Origin of the sequence: Pantoea sp. JZ2, assembly GCF_035191405.1 — a bacterium.
In the GTDB taxonomy this organism is placed as follows: domain Bacteria; phylum Pseudomonadota; class Gammaproteobacteria; order Enterobacterales; family Enterobacteriaceae; genus Pantoea; species Pantoea stewartii.
In genome coordinates, this window is the sequence record NZ_CP045247.1 from 3,668,519 (window position 1) to 3,684,343 (window position 15,825).

Here is a 15,825-nt window from a genome sequence, read left to right on the forward strand (position 1 = left end):
TGTGTAATGTTTAAGCAATACCTGCAAGTTACAAAGCCAGGAATTATTTTCGGGAATTTAATTTCTGTGATTGGCGGATTTTTGCTGGCCTCTAAGGGCAGCATTGATTACGCCCTGTTTCTCACCTCACTGGTTGGCGTGTCGCTGGTGGTTGCGTCAGGTTGTGTCTTCAACAACGTGATTGACCGCGATATCGACATCAAGATGGAGAGAACCAGGAATCGGGTGCTGGTTAAAGGCCTTATCTCCGCGAAAGTAAGCCTGGTGTATGCCACTGTGTTGGGTATTGCTGGCTTTGCACTGCTGTATTTCGGTGCTAACCCGCTGGCCATGTGGCTGGCGGTGATGGGCTTCGTGGTATACGTTGGCGTTTACAGCCTGTATATGAAGCGTCATTCGGTTTACGGTACGCTGATTGGTAGCTTGTCTGGCGCTGCGCCGCCGGTGATTGGCTACTGTGCCGTGACCAATGAGTTTGATGCGGGCGCCCTGATCCTGCTGGCGATTTTTAGCCTGTGGCAGATGCCGCACTCCTATGCGATTGCTATCTTCCGCTTTAAGGATTACCAGGCTGCCAACATCCCGGTCTTACCGGTTGTGAAAGGCATCTCCGTAGCAAAAAATCATATTACGCTTTATATCCTGGCGTTTATGATTGCCACGCTGATGCTGACGCTGGGTGGCTATGCAGGCTATAAGTATCTGGTCGTTGCCGCTGCCGTCAGCGTCTGGTGGCTGGGCATGGCGCTGTCAGGTTATAAAACCTCAAACGATCGGGTTTGGGCACGTAAGCTGTTTGTCTTCTCCATCGTCGCCATCACCGCGCTGAGCGTGATGATGTCAGTGGATTTCATGACGCCTGCGTCAAAAGATTTGCTGACTTACGTGCGCTGATGTGTACCAAAACAGCATGAAACGGGCGCGATTTTCGCGCCCTTTCTTTTTGTTACGACTGCTTAAGAACTATTGTTTTACCCTTCCACTCTCCCTCCCTAAAATAAATGCAGCACATCAACAGAGGTAGGAATGAACGATAACAAAATGACTCCGGTGGAGCTGCGCGCCACATGGGGCCTTGGCACGGTCTTTTCCCTGCGTATGCTGGGAATGTTTATGGTCCTGCCGGTATTGACCACCTATGGCATGGCGCTCCAGGGAGCGAGTGAAACCTTAATCGGTCTGGCCATTGGCATTTATGGCCTGGCTCAGGCCATTTTCCAGATCCCCTTTGGCCTGCTGTCCGATCGTATTGGACGCAAGCCTCTGATTGTGGGCGGCCTGCTGCTGTTTGTCCTTGGCAGCGTGATTGCCGCCAGCACGGAATCCATTTGGGGCATCATCCTTGGCCGGGCGTTGCAGGGTTCGGGCGCGATTGCGGCCGCCGTGATGGCGCTGCTGTCGGATTTAACGCGTGAACAGAACCGCACCAAAGCGATGGCGTTTATTGGCATCAGTTTTGGCGTTACCTTTGCGATTGCGATGGTGGTGGGACCGATTGTGACCCACGCGCTGGGCCTGCATGCGCTGTTCTGGATGATCGCAACGCTGGCGACGCTGGGTATTCTCATTACGCTTTGGGTGGTCCCCTCCTCCACTCAGCATGTCCTGAACCGTGAGTCGGGCATGGTGCGCGGCAGCTTTAAAAAAGTGCTGGCCAACCCGCGCCTGGTAAAACTGAATCTTGGCATCTTCTTTTTGCATATCCTGTTGATGTCGAGCTTTGTTGCGCTGCCCGACCAGTTTGAACAGGCGGGCTTACCGCCATCAGAACACTGGAAGGTCTATTTAACGACCATGCTGATCGCCTTTGCGGGCGTCGTGCCTTTTATCATTTATGCGGAAGTGAAGCGCAAAATGAAGCGCGTCTTTGTCGGCTGTGTCGGCATGATGGTCATCGCAGAAATTGTTTTATGGGGAGCGCAGGGCCATTTCTGGACGCTGGTGCTCGGCGTACAGCTCTTCTTCCTCGCCTTTAACCTGATGGAAGCCATCCTGCCTTCCCTGGTCAGTAAGGAATCGCCTGCCGGTTACAAAGGGACAGCAATGGGGCTTTACTCCACCAGCCAGTTTCTGGGCGTTGCGATCGGCGGAAGCCTGGGCGGTTGGGTGTTAGGTCATTTTGATGCGCAAACTGTGTTTATGGTGGGAGCGATTGTGGCGGCAATCTGGCTGTTCGTCAGTATGACCATGCAGGAACCGCCCTACGTCAGCAGTCTGCGCATTGTGCTGAGTGATGCGGCGCTGGCAGTACCGAATCTGGAGAAGCGCCTGAAGGCCCAGCCTGGAGTGAACGCGGTGCTGATCGTACCGGAAGAAAAAAGCGCTTACATTAAGATCGACAGTAAGATCACCAGCCGACCGGAGCTTGAAGCCCTTATCGGCGGTGGCTAATCCCCTGCCCTCACCGGGTTTGTTGTCTTTGACAAACCCGGTTCCTCCCGTTTATCCCCGCGCAAAATGCGTCCCTCTGGTCACGCAATTTACGTCACGGACATCAGCACCTTGCAGGGCAAAAGCGTTGCTGTCGCGGAAGGGGATCAGTGACAGCCAGACTGTGTCACAGTCAGGCTGCCAACCCGACAGGATGCCTCAGAGGGCATCCTGTGCTCACGTGCTGAGTGGAGGGATTAATCGCGGAAGTTTTTGAACTGGAAAGGCTGGCCCAGGTTGCCATTACGCACCAGCGCCATTGCGCCCTGTAAATCATCACGAGACTTACCCGTTACGCGCAGAGATTCGCCCTGAATCTGCGTCTGCACTTTCAGCTTGCTGTCTTTAATCAGCTTCACCAGCTTTTTCGCGACGTCGCTTTCAATGCCTTTTTTCATTTTGGCATCCACGCTCCAGCTTTTGCCGCTGTGTTCAATCTCTTCTGGTACTTCCAGCGCCGCGCCTTCAATACCGCGCTTGAGCATTTTCTCGCGCAGGATATCCACCAGCTGCTTTACCTGAAAATCCGATTCACTGATGACCTTAATGGTTTCATTTTTTTCATTGAGTTCGTAACTGGCAGTGACGTTGCGAAAATCAAAACGTGTCGACAGTTCACGGTTAGCATTCTCTACTGCGTTGCGAACTTCCTGCATGTCGACTTCTGAAACGATATCGAAAGATGGCATCTCTTCTTCTCCTGAGGCTAAACTGGCATGCATAATACGCGTCTTACGGCACTAAATAAAATCGCACTGTGTAGCGCTATACTTAACTCATTGCCACAGCGCATAAATAATAAGCCCGCGAGCGGGAGGCAGCATGAAAATAACCGTATTAGGATGTGGCGCATTGGGCCAGGTGTGGCTCACCGCTCTTGCCCATTGCGGGCACGATGTCCAGGGCTGGTTACGCGTACCTCAGCCCTACTGCTCAGCAAATGTAATCGATCCGCTGGGGCGCGTGACGAACCGGACCTTCATTGCCAACGATCCGCTGTTTTTGGCGCAGAGCCAGCTGCTGTTGGTGACGCTGAAAGCCCCGCAGGTATCAACGGCCGTAAAAAATCTGGAAAGCGTGATGTCAGAAAACTGCCCGGTTTTGTTGTTGCACAATGGCATGGGCACGCTTGGCGAATTAAAAGGTCTGACGCAGCCGCTGTTACGCGGTATCACCACGCACGCCGCAATGCGGGATGGCACGGTCATTAAGCACGTCGCCACGGGCGTCACCCATATTGGTCCCGGCAACCGTAAAAGCGAGCACTGGAGTGAGGTCGCCGATGTGCTGCACGAAGCGCTGCCCGATGTCGCCTGGCATGACAATATCCGGGCGGCCTGCTGGCGTAAGCTGGCGGTAAACTGTGTGATCAACCCACTCAGCGTGGTTTACGACTGTCAGAATGGCGCACTGCGTCAGCATCAGGCCGACATCATCACCTTATGTGACGAAATCAGTTGGGTTATGGAGCGTGAAGGCCAGTCCGTGGCCAGCCAGAGCCTGCAGGATCAGGTGCTGAATGTGATTGAGACGACCGCCGCCAACACTTCATCAATGCTGCAGGATATACGCGCTCAGCGACTGACGGAAATTGAATACATCACCGGCTTTCTGCTGCGTCGCGCACGCACTCACGGCTTAGTGTTACCTGAAAACACCCGGCTGTACGACATGATTAAACGCAAGGAGTCTTATTATGGGCGCGAACGCCTCGGTACTGGTCTGTCTGGCTCATGGCAGTGAAGAGACGGAAGCCGTTACCACACTCGATCTGCTGGTCCGTGGCGGGATAAAGACGGTGACCGCCAGCGTGGAAAGCGATGGCTGCCGTGAAATCGTCTGTTCGCGCGGCGTTCGCCTGCTGGCCGACGTCCCGCTGGTCGAGGTGGCGGACAACGCCTACGATGCCATTGTCCTGCCCGGCGGACTAAAAGGAGCCGAGACATTTCGTGACAGTCCGCTGTTGGTTGAAACCGTACGCCAGTTTCATTTGTCAGGACGTATTGTTGCGGCCATCTGCGCAGCCGCTGGCACGGTACTGGTGCCGCATAACCTGTTTCCGGTCGGCAATATGACAGGGTTCCCCGGTTTAAAGTCCACCATACCGGAAGAGAAATGGATGGAACGTCGTGTCGTCTGGGATCCGCGAGTCAATTTGCTCACCAGTCAGGGACCGGGCACGGCGATGGATTTTGCGCTGAAATTAATTGATTTGCTAGCAGGCAGTGATAAAGCACGTGAGGTCGCGGCACAACTGGTGCTGGCGCCGGGTATTTACGACTATCAGGCCAGTTAAGTCGCCGGTTCAGACGCCTGCCGGACGCTCTGTGCTCGTCTTGCCCTGGTATGCAAGGCGAGCACAGGGAGAAGCGGTCAGTGACCGCTATGCGGATTACGGACGATATACCTTCACGTTTTTAAATCCCTGCTCATGCAGATAGAGCGCCTGTAATTTACTCATCACACCGCGATCGCAGTACAACAGCCAGGTTTTGTTCTGATCAAGGTCGCCAAACTGCGTACTGAGTTTGTAGAAAGGCATCGACTTCACCTCCGTTCCCGCCAGCTGTAGCGGTTTGTCTTCCTGCTCATCCACCGAGCGGATATCCAGCACACTGTCGTTTTCGTTCAGCAAGCCGACCGTCTCAACCTCAACCACCTCTTCCTGCGTCTGCTCCGCGATTTCGCGAATATCCACATTGGTCGCCTCGGCCACCATACGTTCCAGAATCGCGAAATCAAACTGGCTTTCTTCGGCTTCGATTTTGCCTTTTACCGCTTTGACCGTCGGGCTTTTCGAAATCACGCCACAATATTCCGGCATGGTGCTGGCAAAGTCTTCGGTGCCGATTTCACGCGCCACTTTAATAATGTGCTCTTTGTCGTGAGAAATCAGCGGACGCAAAATCAACGTATCGGAGGCATTGTCGATCAGTCGCAGATTGGTCAGCGTCTGGCTGGAGACCTGCCCCACCGCTTCGCCTGTGACCAGGGCCTGTACGCCATAACGTTCCGCCACCATTGAGGCTGCACGGACCATCATACGTTTCAGCACCACGCCCATTTGACCGTCGTCGATTTTTTCTAAAATTTCGCCGACAACTGGCTCAAAGTTGATTGCCACAAAACGTACACGGTGCGAACGGCCAAAGCGGTTCCACAGATAATGGGCGACCTGACGTACGCCGATTTCATGTGCCGCGCCGCCCAGGTTAAAGAAGCAGTAGTGAACGCGGCTGCCACGACGCATCAGCATGTAGCTGGAAACGCCGGAGTCAAATCCACCTGAGATCAGCGACAGCACATCTTCCTGGGTACCAATCGGGAAGCCGCCCAGCCCTTCATAGCGTGCGGTGACCAGCGTTAAGCGGTTTTCTTCCACTTCGAGGTTAACCGTCACCTCAGGTTTCTTAAGCTGAACGGTGGCGCTGGCGATGTGCTGATTTAGCCCGCCGCCAACATAGCGCTCGACGTCCTGCGAACTGAAGCTGTGTTTGCCACGGCGCTTAACCCGCACGCAAAAGGTTTTGTTTTCCAGGCTGTCGCGATACTGTGCCAGCGTCTGTTCGAAAATATCGTGGATGTCGGTATATTCGCGCTCTTCAACCGCAAGGACATGATGAATACCCGGGATGCGCATCAGCTCATCGGGAATAATCTGCCGCATGGCTTCATCTTTGCAGCGCACTTCAATATGATCCCAAAAACGCACCACCGCGATCTCATCGCTGACCGTTTTGAGCACGTTGCGGATATTACTGGCAAGAATCTTAATAAAGCGCAGACGCACCGACTGACTCTTGATGGTGATTTCAGGAAATAACTTGACGATAAACTTCATGGCAATACAGCTTCGTTGGGCAAATAAGTGCTAAAACAGGCTGCACTTAGCTGGTAAGATCATAAAATTGCGGGGTGACAGGCGCATCCGCATCCGAGGCGCGAGAGTATATCACCTTTACCCGGTGACTGCTTCTGCAACAGCATGCACATTGATTATTTTGCTAATCATTCTCTCTCAGCTACCATGACCGATTGCAAGATAACGTTCCAACCGTGAGTCGACACGAAATATGCCGAAAAAAGCCGAACAGCCAGCCAGCTTTGAAACGTCATTGCAGCAGCTGGAGCAGATTGTTAATCGTCTGGAAAGTGGTGAACTGCCGTTGGAAGACGCCCTGAATGAATTTGAGCGCGGCGTGCAGTTAGCGCGCAATGGCCAGCAAACGTTGCAGCAAGCCGAGCAGCGCGTGCGCATTCTCCTCAGCGACGATAACGATGCCGATCTCTCCTCTTTCACGCCGGAAAACAGCTAATGGATTTTCCTGAACTGCTCAATGCGTATCACCAGCAGGTGAACCACGCGTTGATGGGCTACCTGGATGCCCTCCCTTTTCAGAGTTCTCCTCTGGTGAATGCCATGCAGTATGGGGCACTATTAGGTGGCAAACGCATGCGCCCGTTTCTGGTTTACGCAACCGGCACCATGCTCAATGCGAATAAAGCCAGTCTCGATGTGCCTGCAGCGGCTGTCGAATGTATTCACGCCTATTCACTGATTCATGACGATTTGCCGGCAATGGACGATGATGCGTTACGTCGTGGGCAACCGACCTGCCACATCAAATATGGTGAAGATACCGCCATTCTTGCCGGTGATGCGCTACAAACGCTGGCCTTTTCTATTCTGGCCGACCAGCCCATGCCGGGCGTGAGTGCGGAATACCGCCTCGCTATGCTGTCAGAGCTGGCCAGGGCCAGCGGCGTAGCGGGTATGTGCGGCGGGCAGGCGCTGGATCTGGCGGCAGAAGGTCAGTCTGTCGATCTTCATCAACTGGAACAGATCCATCGTCACAAAACGGGGGCGTTGATTCGCTCAGCCGTGCGACTCGGTGCCTTTGCTGCCGGCGACGCGGGCCGTGAAGCGCTGCCGTATCTTGACCGCTATGCGGATGCCATCGGCCTGGCCTTTCAGGTGCAGGATGACATCCTGGATGTGACGGGCGACACAGCCGTTATCGGAAAACGTCAAGGTGCCGATCAAGATCTTGGAAAAAGCACCTATCCTTCATTGATGGGTCTGGATAATGCCCGGATTAAGGCACTGGATTTATACCAGGAAGCCGTGGATGCTTTGCACATGCTCTCTGCAAAATCCTATGATACCTCTGCCCTGAAGGCGCTGGCGAGCTTCGTAATTGAACGCGATAAATAACTTCCATGATGAGTCACTGATGAGTTTTGATACTACAAAATACCCGACACTGGCGCAGGCAGAAACGGTACAGGCACTGCGTGCCCTGCCTAAAGAAAAATTGCCTGCGCTCTGCAATGAGCTGCGCCAGTATTTATTAGACAGCGTGAGCCGCTCAAGCGGCCATTTTGCGTCGGGCCTGGGCGTGGTCGAGCTGACGGTGGCGCTGCATTACGTCTATAACACACCGTTCGACCACCTCGTGTGGGACGTCGGTCATCAGGCTTATCCGCATAAAATTTTAACCGGCCGCCGCGATCGCATTGGATCGATTCGGCAAAAGAATGGCGTGCACCCCTTTCCGTGGCGGGGAGAAAGTGAATACGACGTCCTGAGCGTCGGTCACTCCTCAACCTCCATCAGTGCCGGGCTGGGCATGGCTGCTGCGGCCGAACGGGAAGGTAAAGGGCGCCGTACCGCCTGTATTATCGGCGACGGTGCCATCACCGCAGGCATGGCCTTTGAGGCCATGAACCACGCGGGCGATATTAAACCTGATATGCTGGTTATCCTGAACGACAACGAAATGTCGATTTCTGAAAACGTCGGGGCGCTGAATAACCGCCTGGCACAGATTTTATCGGGTAAGACCTACGCGCGTCTGCGCGAAGGAGGCAAGCGCGTACTGACCGGCCTGCCGCCGATTAAAGAGTTGGTAAAACGCACCGAAGAACACCTGAAAGGCATGGTGGTGCCGGGCACCCTGTTTGAAGAACTGGGGTTCAATTATATCGGGCCGGTCGATGGTCATGATGTCCTGACGCTGGTGAATACGCTGACGAATATGCGTAGCCTGAAAGGCCCGCAGTTCCTGCATATTATGACGAAAAAGGGTAAAGGTTATGCCCCGGCAGAGCAGGATCCGATCGCCTGGCATGCGGTGCCCAAATTTGATGTCGCCAGCGGCGAACTGCCTAAGAGCGCCGAAGGATTGCCGAGTTATTCGAAGATATTCGGTAACTGGCTGTGCGAAACGGCGGCTGACGACGCGAAGCTGATGGCGATTACGCCCGCCATGCGCGAAGGGTCGGGTATGGTAGGATTCTCCCGCAAGTATCCCAACCAGTATTTTGACGTTGCCATTGCCGAACAGCACGCCGTGACCTTTGCGGCGGGCCTGGCCATTGGGGGCTATAAACCGGTTGTTGCGATTTACTCGACCTTCCTGCAGCGCGCCTACGATCAGGTTATTCACGATGTCGCGATTCAGAAGCTTCCGGTCCTGTTCGCGATTGACCGTGGCGGCATCGTTGGGGCCGACGGCCAGACGCATCAGGGGGCCTTTGATCTCGCCTATCTGCGCTGCATTCCGGATATGGTCATCATGACGCCGAGCGATGAGGACGAATGCCGCCAGATGCTTTATACCGGCTATCACTATCAGGCGGGTCCGGCTGCCGTGCGTTATCCACGCGGAACCGGCACTGGCGTTGCTCTGACGCCACTGCAAAGCCTGCCGCTGGGCAAAGGTGTGGTTAAACGTCGGGGCGAAAAGCTGGCGATCCTTAACTTCGGTACACTGCTGCCTGAAGCCAGCCACGTTGCCGAAGCGCTGAACGCCACCCTGGTGGATATGCGTTTTGTTAAACCGCTGGATGAAGCGTTAATTACCGAACTGGCCGCACAGCATGAGTCGTTGATTACGCTGGAAGAAGGCGCGATTAAGGGCGGCGCAGGCAGCGGCGTCAACGAGTTCGTGATGGCGAAACGTCTGGGCATTCCCGTTCTCAATATTGGCCTGCCTGATGAGTTCATTCCCCCGGGCACGCAGGAAGAGATGCGTCACGACTACCACCTGGACGCAGACGGTATTCAGCAGCAAATCAGTCACTGGCTGGCGCAGTAGTTCCCCTCCCCCGCTCTCTGCGGAGAGCGGTATTCCTGCTATGCTTAATTCCCCTGGAAGGACATAGCAGGAGTCATGATGAAAACCGTTCCACTCGCGAATACTGATTTAAAAGTTTCCCAGCTCTGCCTGGGCTGTATGACATTTGGTGAGCCCACCCGCGGTAAACATGCCTGGACACTGCCCGAAGAGAGCAGCCGACCGCTTATCAGGCAGGCGCTGGAGGCCGGGATTAATTTCTTCGACACCGCTAACAGCTATTCAGACGGCAGTAGTGAAGAGATTCTGGGGCGAGCGCTCAGGGATTTCGCCCGCCGCGAGGAGGTCGTGGTCGCCACCAAAGTCTATTTCCCGCTGAGTAATCTGTCACAAGGCCTGTCCCGTAAAAACATTCTGCAATCCATTGACGACAGCCTGCAACGGCTGGGCATGGAGTATGTCGATCTGCTGCAGATTCACCGCTGGGACTATGACACGCCGCTCGAAGAAACCCTGTCGGCACTTGATGAGGTGGTGAAATCCGGCAAAGCACGTTATATCGGCGCCTCATCCATGCACGCCAGTCAGTTTGCACAGGCCTTAACCATGCAGGCAGAACAGGGCTGGGCACGCTTCGTCAGCATGCAGGATCAGTACAACCTGATTCAGCGCGAAGAAGAACGTGAGATGCACCCGCTGTGCCAGCGTGAAAATGTTGCGGTCCTGCCATGGAGTCCACTGGCACGCGGTAAGCTCACCCGGCCATGGGGCGAAACCACCGCCCGCTCCGTTTCTGATGAGGTGATGAGCACGCTCTATGCTTCAACGGAGGAAAACGATGCGGCGATTGCGGCGCGCCTGGCGCAGGTTGCAGCTGACAAAGGCGTAACGCGAGCGCAGGTCGCACTGGCGTGGTTACTGAGCAAACCGGTGGTGACAGCGCCCATCATTGGCGCCTCCCGTGCAGAGCAGTTTGCTGAGCTGGTGGAAGCCGTGAACGTTGACCTGACAACGCAGGATATTGCGGCCCTGGAAAGTGAATATCAGCCTCACCCGGCAACCGGCTATCAGTGATACCAACGCAGCGTGTTCACAGGCGTGACGCGCTCATTCGGCCCGGCCGGGAGAGAGATAAGGATGAGACAACCGTACGCCGTATTTCGGCTACGGTTGCAAAACGGTGATGATAAGGGCCGCAGTACGAACGCTTAACCGGCGAGATAAACCCCGGCACCATAAAGGATGGCTGCAGCAATAATGCCCGCAATAATGTCATCGACCATAATGCCCATGCCGCCATGCACGTTACGGTCGAACCAGCGAATCGGCCAGGGCTTCCAGATATCCAGCACGCGGAACAGCACAAAACCGGCCACCACCCACTGCCAGCTGTTCACCGGAATGGCCATCAGCGTAATCCACATCCCGATAAACTCATCCCAGACAATGCTGCCGTGATCGTGAACGCCCATGTCTTTGGCGGTGCGATGGCAAAGGTACACGCCCACGCTGATGCCTAGCAGCACGACCAGCGAATACAGATCGTGCGGAAGCAAGGTCAGCAGACACCAAAAAGGAATGGCGGCCAGCGATCCCACTGTACCGGGCATAACCGGGCTGAGCCCACTGCCAAAACCGGTCGCCAGTAAATGCCAGGGATTACGCATCCGCAGACGACCTTTGGCGATATGTTTATCTGATGTCAAAATGGTCGAATCCTTTAAAACGCATATCTGTCGGTTTGCCGTTTTCGAGCAGTGACAGTCCTTCTGACTCGGGCGCCATCTGCCCAATACAGGTATAAGGCACGCCAAGATGTCCCAGCGCCACGTCCAGTGCACCCCGATTCACTTCCGGCACACTGAAGCACAGTTCATAGTCTTCGCCGCCGCTGAGCGCCCAGCGCAGCACCTGTGACGCATCAAAATTGTCACGCAGTGCCGGGGACAGCGGAAGCGCGTCAAGGTTGATACGTGCCCCGCAGCCGCTGGCTTTCAGCACATGACATATATCAGAAATCAGCCCGTCTGAGATATCGATAGCGGAAGAGGCCAGCGAACGCAGTGACTGCCCCTGTAACACGCGCGGCATGGGCCGCAGGTGACGTTTAATCAGGGCTTCATGAATGGCCGGATCGTCAATGCGGCAGTGATGCTGCAGCAACGCCAGCCCGGCCGCGCTGTCGCCCAATGTACCGGTGACATAGATCCAGTCGCCGGGTTTTGCGCCCGAACGCTTTAACGCTTTGCCGTGAGGAATCAGCCCATGAATACCCAGCGTCAGGCTGAGAGGCCCCCGCGTCGTGTCTCCCCCCACCAGCTGCATATCGTAATATTCCAGCAGGTCAAACAGGCTTTCGCTGAAGCTGCTCAACCAGCTTTCATTCACATCCGGCAAGGTCAGCGCCAGGGTTAGCCAGGCAGGATCGGCACCCATCGCGGCCAAGTCGCTCAGATTCACCGCCAGTGATTTATAGGCTAAATCTGCAGGATGGATCGTGGGCAGGAAGTGGATACCGGAAACCAGCGTATCGGTGCTGACCGCCAGCGTTTGCTTTTCGGGCACGCTCAGCAGCGCGCAATCGTCGCCGATGCCGAGTTCGACATCACGGCGGCTACGCGTTCTGCGATTGAAGTAGCGTGCGATGAGTTCAAATTCACCACATGACATAATTGCGTTCCGCTTAACCATTAATGAAAAAGGCCGGCAAGCCGGCCTTATTGATTATTTGCGTTGGGGTCGAATTTGCGGACCGGCTTTATCCAGCACACCGTTGACAAATTTATGGCTGTCTTCAGCGCCAAATACTTTCGCCAGTTCGATACCTTCGTTGATGGCCACTTTATAAGGCACATCAGAACGCTTGCTCAGTTCATACAGCGACACACGCAGAATGGCTTTTTCCACCTGCCCCAGTTCTTCTAACTGGCGCGACAGATAGGGTTGCATCAATCCATCCAGGTACGCGCTGTTGGTCGCCACACCGGCCAGCAGTTCGCGGAAATAAGTAATATCGACGTCTTTAACGTCCTGTTCCGCCAGAAACTGGTATTCCACATCGGCAATGTCGTTGTTAGACAACTGCCAGGAGTAAAGCGCCTGGACAGCGCACTCACGGGCGCGACGACGAGCAGCAGGTTTCACAAAATTCCCCTTACAAAAATCAGGCTTTAATGGCTTTCAATACGTTGATCATTTCAAGTGCGGTCAGGGCCGCTTCGGCACCTTTGTTACCCGCTTTGGTTCCAGCACGCTCAATGGCCTGCTCGATATTTTCGGTTGTCAGTACGCCGAATGCCACAGGAATATCGCTGTCCATGGCAACACTGGCAATGCCCGAGCTGGCTTCACCCGCGACGTATTCGAAGTGCGCCGTGCCACCACGAATCACGGTACCCAGCGCAATCACGGCATCGTGCTTGCCGGTTTTAGCCAGCGCACGCGCGGCCAGCGGCAGTTCGTAAGCACCCGGTACCCAGACGACAGTGATATTGTCATCGTTGACCTGGCCGATACGCTTCAGGGCATCCACAGCGCCGTCTAACAGGCTCTCGTTGATAAAGTTGTTAAAACGCGCGATAACGATGGCAATTTTTGCCTCTGGCGTTGCAACGGCAGCTTCGATAACTTTCATACATATCCTTTCAGGGGTTTGTTTAGCCCCGCGCAGGGGGGCGAATTCTAACATACTCTTTGGCGGCGTGCTCTCGCTTTTCCGCCTCTGTTATTGCGGTATCAGGGTCAGACGGAGATCGCTGCCGACCTGACGCACGTCGCTGAAGGCAAAAACCGGCGCGTCAGCCAACTGCGTCAGACCCGTAAGCTGACACAAACCGCGCGCGTCATTACCCAGTAATTTCGGTGCCACATACACAATGAGTTCGTCAACCAGACCGGCCTGAAGCAGTGCCCCTGCCAGCGTGGCACCGGCTTCAACCCAGACGCTGTTAATCTGGCGCTGGCCCAGCACCATCATCAGCGCCACTAAATCCAGTTGGGTGTCGCGTAAAGGAACCGGAATTTGCGTCACCGAGTCAGGCCAGCGCTGAGTGTCGGCCTGCTGTCGCATCAGCCAGGTTTCGCCCAATTGTTCTATAAGTTTGTGCTGCGGTGTTACGCGATTCTGGCTGTCGACGATGACGCGTACCGGCTGGCGTAAGGTCTGCGCATCAACCAGGCGCTGACTGTCGCTGTCCAGTTCAGCCCAGCGTACGGTCAGGGAAGGATCGTCGGCCAGCACCGTTGCGCTGCTGCTGAGAATGGCGGCGCTCTGCGCTCGCAAACGCTGGACATCGCGTCGGGCAGCCGGCGAGGTGATCCACTGGCTTTCGCCACTCGCCATGGCGGTGCGGCCATCCAGTGATGCCCCCAGTTTAAGCTGTATCCAGGGGAAGCCGGTCCGCATGCGTTTCAGGAATCCCCTGTTCAGGGCTTCCGCTTCCTGCATCATCAGTCCGTGGCTGACTTCAATGCCCGCCTGCTGCAGTCGATGTAATCCTCGTCCGGCGACCTGCGGATTGGGGTCCTGCATCGCGGCCACGACGCGTTTTACACCGGCCTCAATAAGCGCGTCGCAACACGGCGGCGTGCGCCCGTGATGACTGCATGGCTCCAGCGTCACATAGGCTGTCGCCCCACGCGCACGCGCACCGGCCATGCGCAGGGCATGCACTTCCGCATGCGGTTCTCCGGCGCGCTGGTGCCAGCCTTCGCCAACAATGTCACCATCGCGTACAATGACGCAACCGACATTGGGGTTTGGCATGGTAGTAAAACGTCCGCGCCGCGCCAGTTCCAGCGCGCGCGCCATATAACGTTCATCGGTCATGATTTAATCCTGTAATCTGGCAATCTCTTCGCCAAAATCACGCACGTCCTCAAAGCTGCGATAAACAGATGCAAAGCGAATATAGGCCACTTTATCGAGTTTTTTTAGCTCGTCCATGACCAGGTTACCGATCAGCTTGCTGGGAATTTCACGTTCACCCGTCGCACGCAACTGTGTTTTGATATGGCTTACCGCACTCTCTACGGCATCCGCACTGACCGGACGTTTCTCCAGCGCTTTCATCATGCCGCTGGCAAGTTTGTCTTCATTGAAAGGTTCACGCACATCGTTGCTTTTCACCACGCGTGGCATGACCAGCTCAGCGACTTCAAACGTAGTAAATCGCTCATGGCACACCAGACACTGACGACGGCGCCGCACTGACGAACCCTCACTGACCAGACGAGAATCAATCACTTTTGTGTCTACAGCGGAGCAGAATGGGCAATGCATGACGTTTCCTGACACGAGATAAATGGGCCGTACAGTGTAGCGCGAACTGCAAGTCAACAAAATCGATTCCCGTGTTTTACCCCATCCGCTTCACAGACCGGATGGGAAATGCCCGCCCGCGTAAAACCCGCTACGCTTAAAGCGCTCAGGGCAAAAAGCGGAGAACGTAGCCACGTTCGTGCCGATCCGGGGTACTGCATCACCGGATACCTGCGCCACCGCGCTGGCCGGATGCCCGATATCAACCTGTTTCACCTTGCATCATTACGCGTAACGCGAGGTGAAATCGGCACGCCAGCGGCTACGGCATTTTATCGCTCAGGGAAAGGCAATTTCAGAGCACACTTAAGGTAATCGGCGTGATTTCAGTTCAGGCTTCAACGCCATAAGCGGATGCTGATGGGTCCCGCGACAAGGGGCAATTATTACGTCATTTGAATAAAGGATAAAAAAACATGATGAACAGGATGGTTTGGGCACCCGCGGCCCTGTCACTGGTTCTGCTAAGTGGTTGCAGCACCCCAGCCCAGCCGCAGGTGAAACAACTGCACCGGGAAGTCAGTCAGCTTAATCAGCAGATGCAGCAACTCACCAGCCAGGCAAGTGCGGTTGAAATTCAGGGACAGCTGAACGCCCATTCACAGCAGGGCGCATGGCTGTTGCCGCAGGCAAACACGCCCGTGGCACTTCAAACGCAGGTTGGCACGCTGCGCCTGTCGCTCGCACGCATTGAGGCCGAGGCCGGCGGTACGCATGCTGACCTGACGCTTCGCACACAAGACAATTCACCGCTGCCCGGACTGCATGTGACAGTAGTCTGGGGCCAGCTCGATCCCGCAACCGGTAAGCCACTTGAGGCCGACAGCCTGACGCAAACCCTCAGCGTTCCCGCTTCACTGACGCCACGCAGTTCGGTCACCGTACCATTACGGTTAAAGGATGTGACGCCGGAGCAACTGGGTTATGTTCGAATTCACCAGGTGATCGCGGATACGTCCAGGCCCTGAAAACAAAAAAGCCGCCAGATTACGCTGG

General features: G+C 55.3%; 17 protein-coding genes. 9 read left to right on the top strand and 8 right to left on the bottom strand.

What is annotated here, in order from left to right; genetic code table 11:
* The first annotated feature begins 6 nt into the window (after nucleotides 1-6).
* Both cyoE and GC087_RS17835 read left to right on the top strand, forming a co-directional pair.
* On the top strand, nucleotides 7-894 hold the full coding sequence (cyoE, locus tag GC087_RS17830) for a heme o synthase (RefSeq protein WP_006117969.1): 888 nt from the start codon (nucleotides 7-9) through the stop codon (nucleotides 892-894).
* Nucleotides 895-1,026: 132 nt separating this feature from the next.
* A complete protein-coding gene (locus GC087_RS17835) occupies nucleotides 1,027-2,391 on the top strand; it encodes an MFS transporter (RefSeq protein WP_058701153.1) in 1,365 nt (454 codons plus the stop codon).
* 236 nt (nucleotides 2,392-2,627) lie between these two features.
* Here the strand turns inward: GC087_RS17835 and GC087_RS17840 are convergent, their stop codons facing one another.
* Complete coding sequence (locus GC087_RS17840; protein WP_006117971.1) at nucleotides 2,628-3,119, bottom strand: YajQ family cyclic di-GMP-binding protein; 492 nt, start codon at nucleotides 3,117-3,119, stop codon at nucleotides 2,628-2,630.
* A gap of 133 nt (nucleotides 3,120-3,252) precedes the next feature.
* Between GC087_RS17840 and panE the strand changes: the two genes are divergently transcribed.
* The gene (panE, locus tag GC087_RS17845; RefSeq protein WP_033738652.1) at nucleotides 3,253-4,173 is read left to right on the top strand and encodes a 2-dehydropantoate 2-reductase; all 921 of its coding nucleotides are present in this window, start codon (nucleotides 3,253-3,255) and stop codon (nucleotides 4,171-4,173) included.
* Nucleotides 4,127-4,726: a protein deglycase YajL gene (yajL, locus tag GC087_RS17850; protein WP_006117973.1), complete on the top strand. Its 600-nt coding sequence runs from the start codon at nucleotides 4,127-4,129 to the stop codon at nucleotides 4,724-4,726. The genes panE and yajL overlap by 47 nt, the downstream gene beginning before the upstream one ends.
* Nucleotides 4,727-4,822: 96 nt before the next feature.
* On the opposite strand, the gene thiI is transcribed toward yajL, so the two are convergent.
* The gene (thiI, locus tag GC087_RS17855) at nucleotides 4,823-6,271 is read right to left on the bottom strand and encodes a tRNA uracil 4-sulfurtransferase ThiI (protein WP_039338476.1); all 1,449 of its coding nucleotides are present in this window, start codon (nucleotides 6,269-6,271) and stop codon (nucleotides 4,823-4,825) included.
* A gap of 232 nt (nucleotides 6,272-6,503) precedes the next feature.
* Here thiI and xseB point away from each other — a divergent pair, with 232 nt between their 5' ends.
* From xseB to GC087_RS17875, 4 genes are all read left to right on the top strand, one after another.
* Complete coding sequence (gene xseB, locus GC087_RS17860; protein ID WP_054634405.1) at nucleotides 6,504-6,746, top strand: exodeoxyribonuclease VII small subunit; 243 nt, start codon at nucleotides 6,504-6,506, stop codon at nucleotides 6,744-6,746.
* Complete coding sequence (gene ispA / locus GC087_RS17865) at nucleotides 6,746-7,645, top strand: (2E,6E)-farnesyl diphosphate synthase (RefSeq protein ID WP_033738647.1); 900 nt, start codon at nucleotides 6,746-6,748, stop codon at nucleotides 7,643-7,645. Before xseB ends, ispA begins: the two co-directional genes overlap by 1 nt.
* A gap of 19 nt (nucleotides 7,646-7,664) precedes the next feature.
* Nucleotides 7,665-9,530: a 1-deoxy-D-xylulose-5-phosphate synthase gene (gene dxs, locus GC087_RS17870; protein ID WP_039338477.1), complete on the top strand. Its 1,866-nt coding sequence runs from the start codon at nucleotides 7,665-7,667 to the stop codon at nucleotides 9,528-9,530.
* A gap of 78 nt (nucleotides 9,531-9,608) precedes the next feature.
* A complete protein-coding gene (locus GC087_RS17875; RefSeq protein ID WP_033738643.1) occupies nucleotides 9,609-10,583 on the top strand; it encodes an aldo/keto reductase in 975 nt (324 codons plus the stop codon).
* A gap of 134 nt (nucleotides 10,584-10,717) precedes the next feature.
* Here GC087_RS17875 and pgpA read toward each other — a convergent pair whose 3' ends face one another.
* From pgpA to nrdR, 6 genes are all read right to left on the bottom strand, one after another.
* Complete coding sequence (gene pgpA / locus GC087_RS17880) at nucleotides 10,718-11,176, bottom strand: phosphatidylglycerophosphatase A (protein ID WP_375093900.1); 459 nt, start codon at nucleotides 11,174-11,176, stop codon at nucleotides 10,718-10,720.
* Nucleotides 11,177-11,201: 25 nt separating this feature from the next.
* Entirely contained in the window at nucleotides 11,202-12,179 is a 978-nt protein-coding gene (gene thiL / locus GC087_RS17885) for a thiamine-phosphate kinase (RefSeq protein ID WP_058701154.1), read from the bottom strand.
* 54 nt (nucleotides 12,180-12,233) lie between these two features.
* Nucleotides 12,234-12,653: a transcription antitermination factor NusB gene (gene nusB, locus GC087_RS17890; RefSeq protein ID WP_006117983.1), complete on the bottom strand. Its 420-nt coding sequence runs from the start codon at nucleotides 12,651-12,653 to the stop codon at nucleotides 12,234-12,236.
* A 19-nt stretch (nucleotides 12,654-12,672) separates the two neighbouring features.
* Nucleotides 12,673-13,143, bottom strand: coding sequence for a 6,7-dimethyl-8-ribityllumazine synthase (ribE, locus tag GC087_RS17895; RefSeq protein WP_006117984.1), 471 nt, complete (start codon nucleotides 13,141-13,143; stop codon nucleotides 12,673-12,675).
* 90 nt (nucleotides 13,144-13,233) lie between these two features.
* Nucleotides 13,234-14,337, bottom strand: coding sequence for a bifunctional diaminohydroxyphosphoribosylaminopyrimidine deaminase/5-amino-6-(5-phosphoribosylamino)uracil reductase RibD (gene ribD / locus GC087_RS17900; protein WP_058701155.1), 1,104 nt, complete (start codon nucleotides 14,335-14,337; stop codon nucleotides 13,234-13,236).
* A gap of 3 nt (nucleotides 14,338-14,340) precedes the next feature.
* A complete protein-coding gene (gene nrdR / locus GC087_RS17905; protein ID WP_006117986.1) occupies nucleotides 14,341-14,790 on the bottom strand; it encodes a transcriptional regulator NrdR in 450 nt (149 codons plus the stop codon).
* A 458-nt stretch (nucleotides 14,791-15,248) separates the two neighbouring features.
* Here nrdR and GC087_RS17910 point away from each other — a divergent pair, with 458 nt between their 5' ends.
* Complete coding sequence (locus GC087_RS17910; RefSeq protein WP_033738787.1) at nucleotides 15,249-15,797, top strand: SadB/YajI family lipoprotein; 549 nt, start codon at nucleotides 15,249-15,251, stop codon at nucleotides 15,795-15,797.
* The last annotated feature ends 28 nt before the right edge of the window (nucleotides 15,798-15,825 follow it).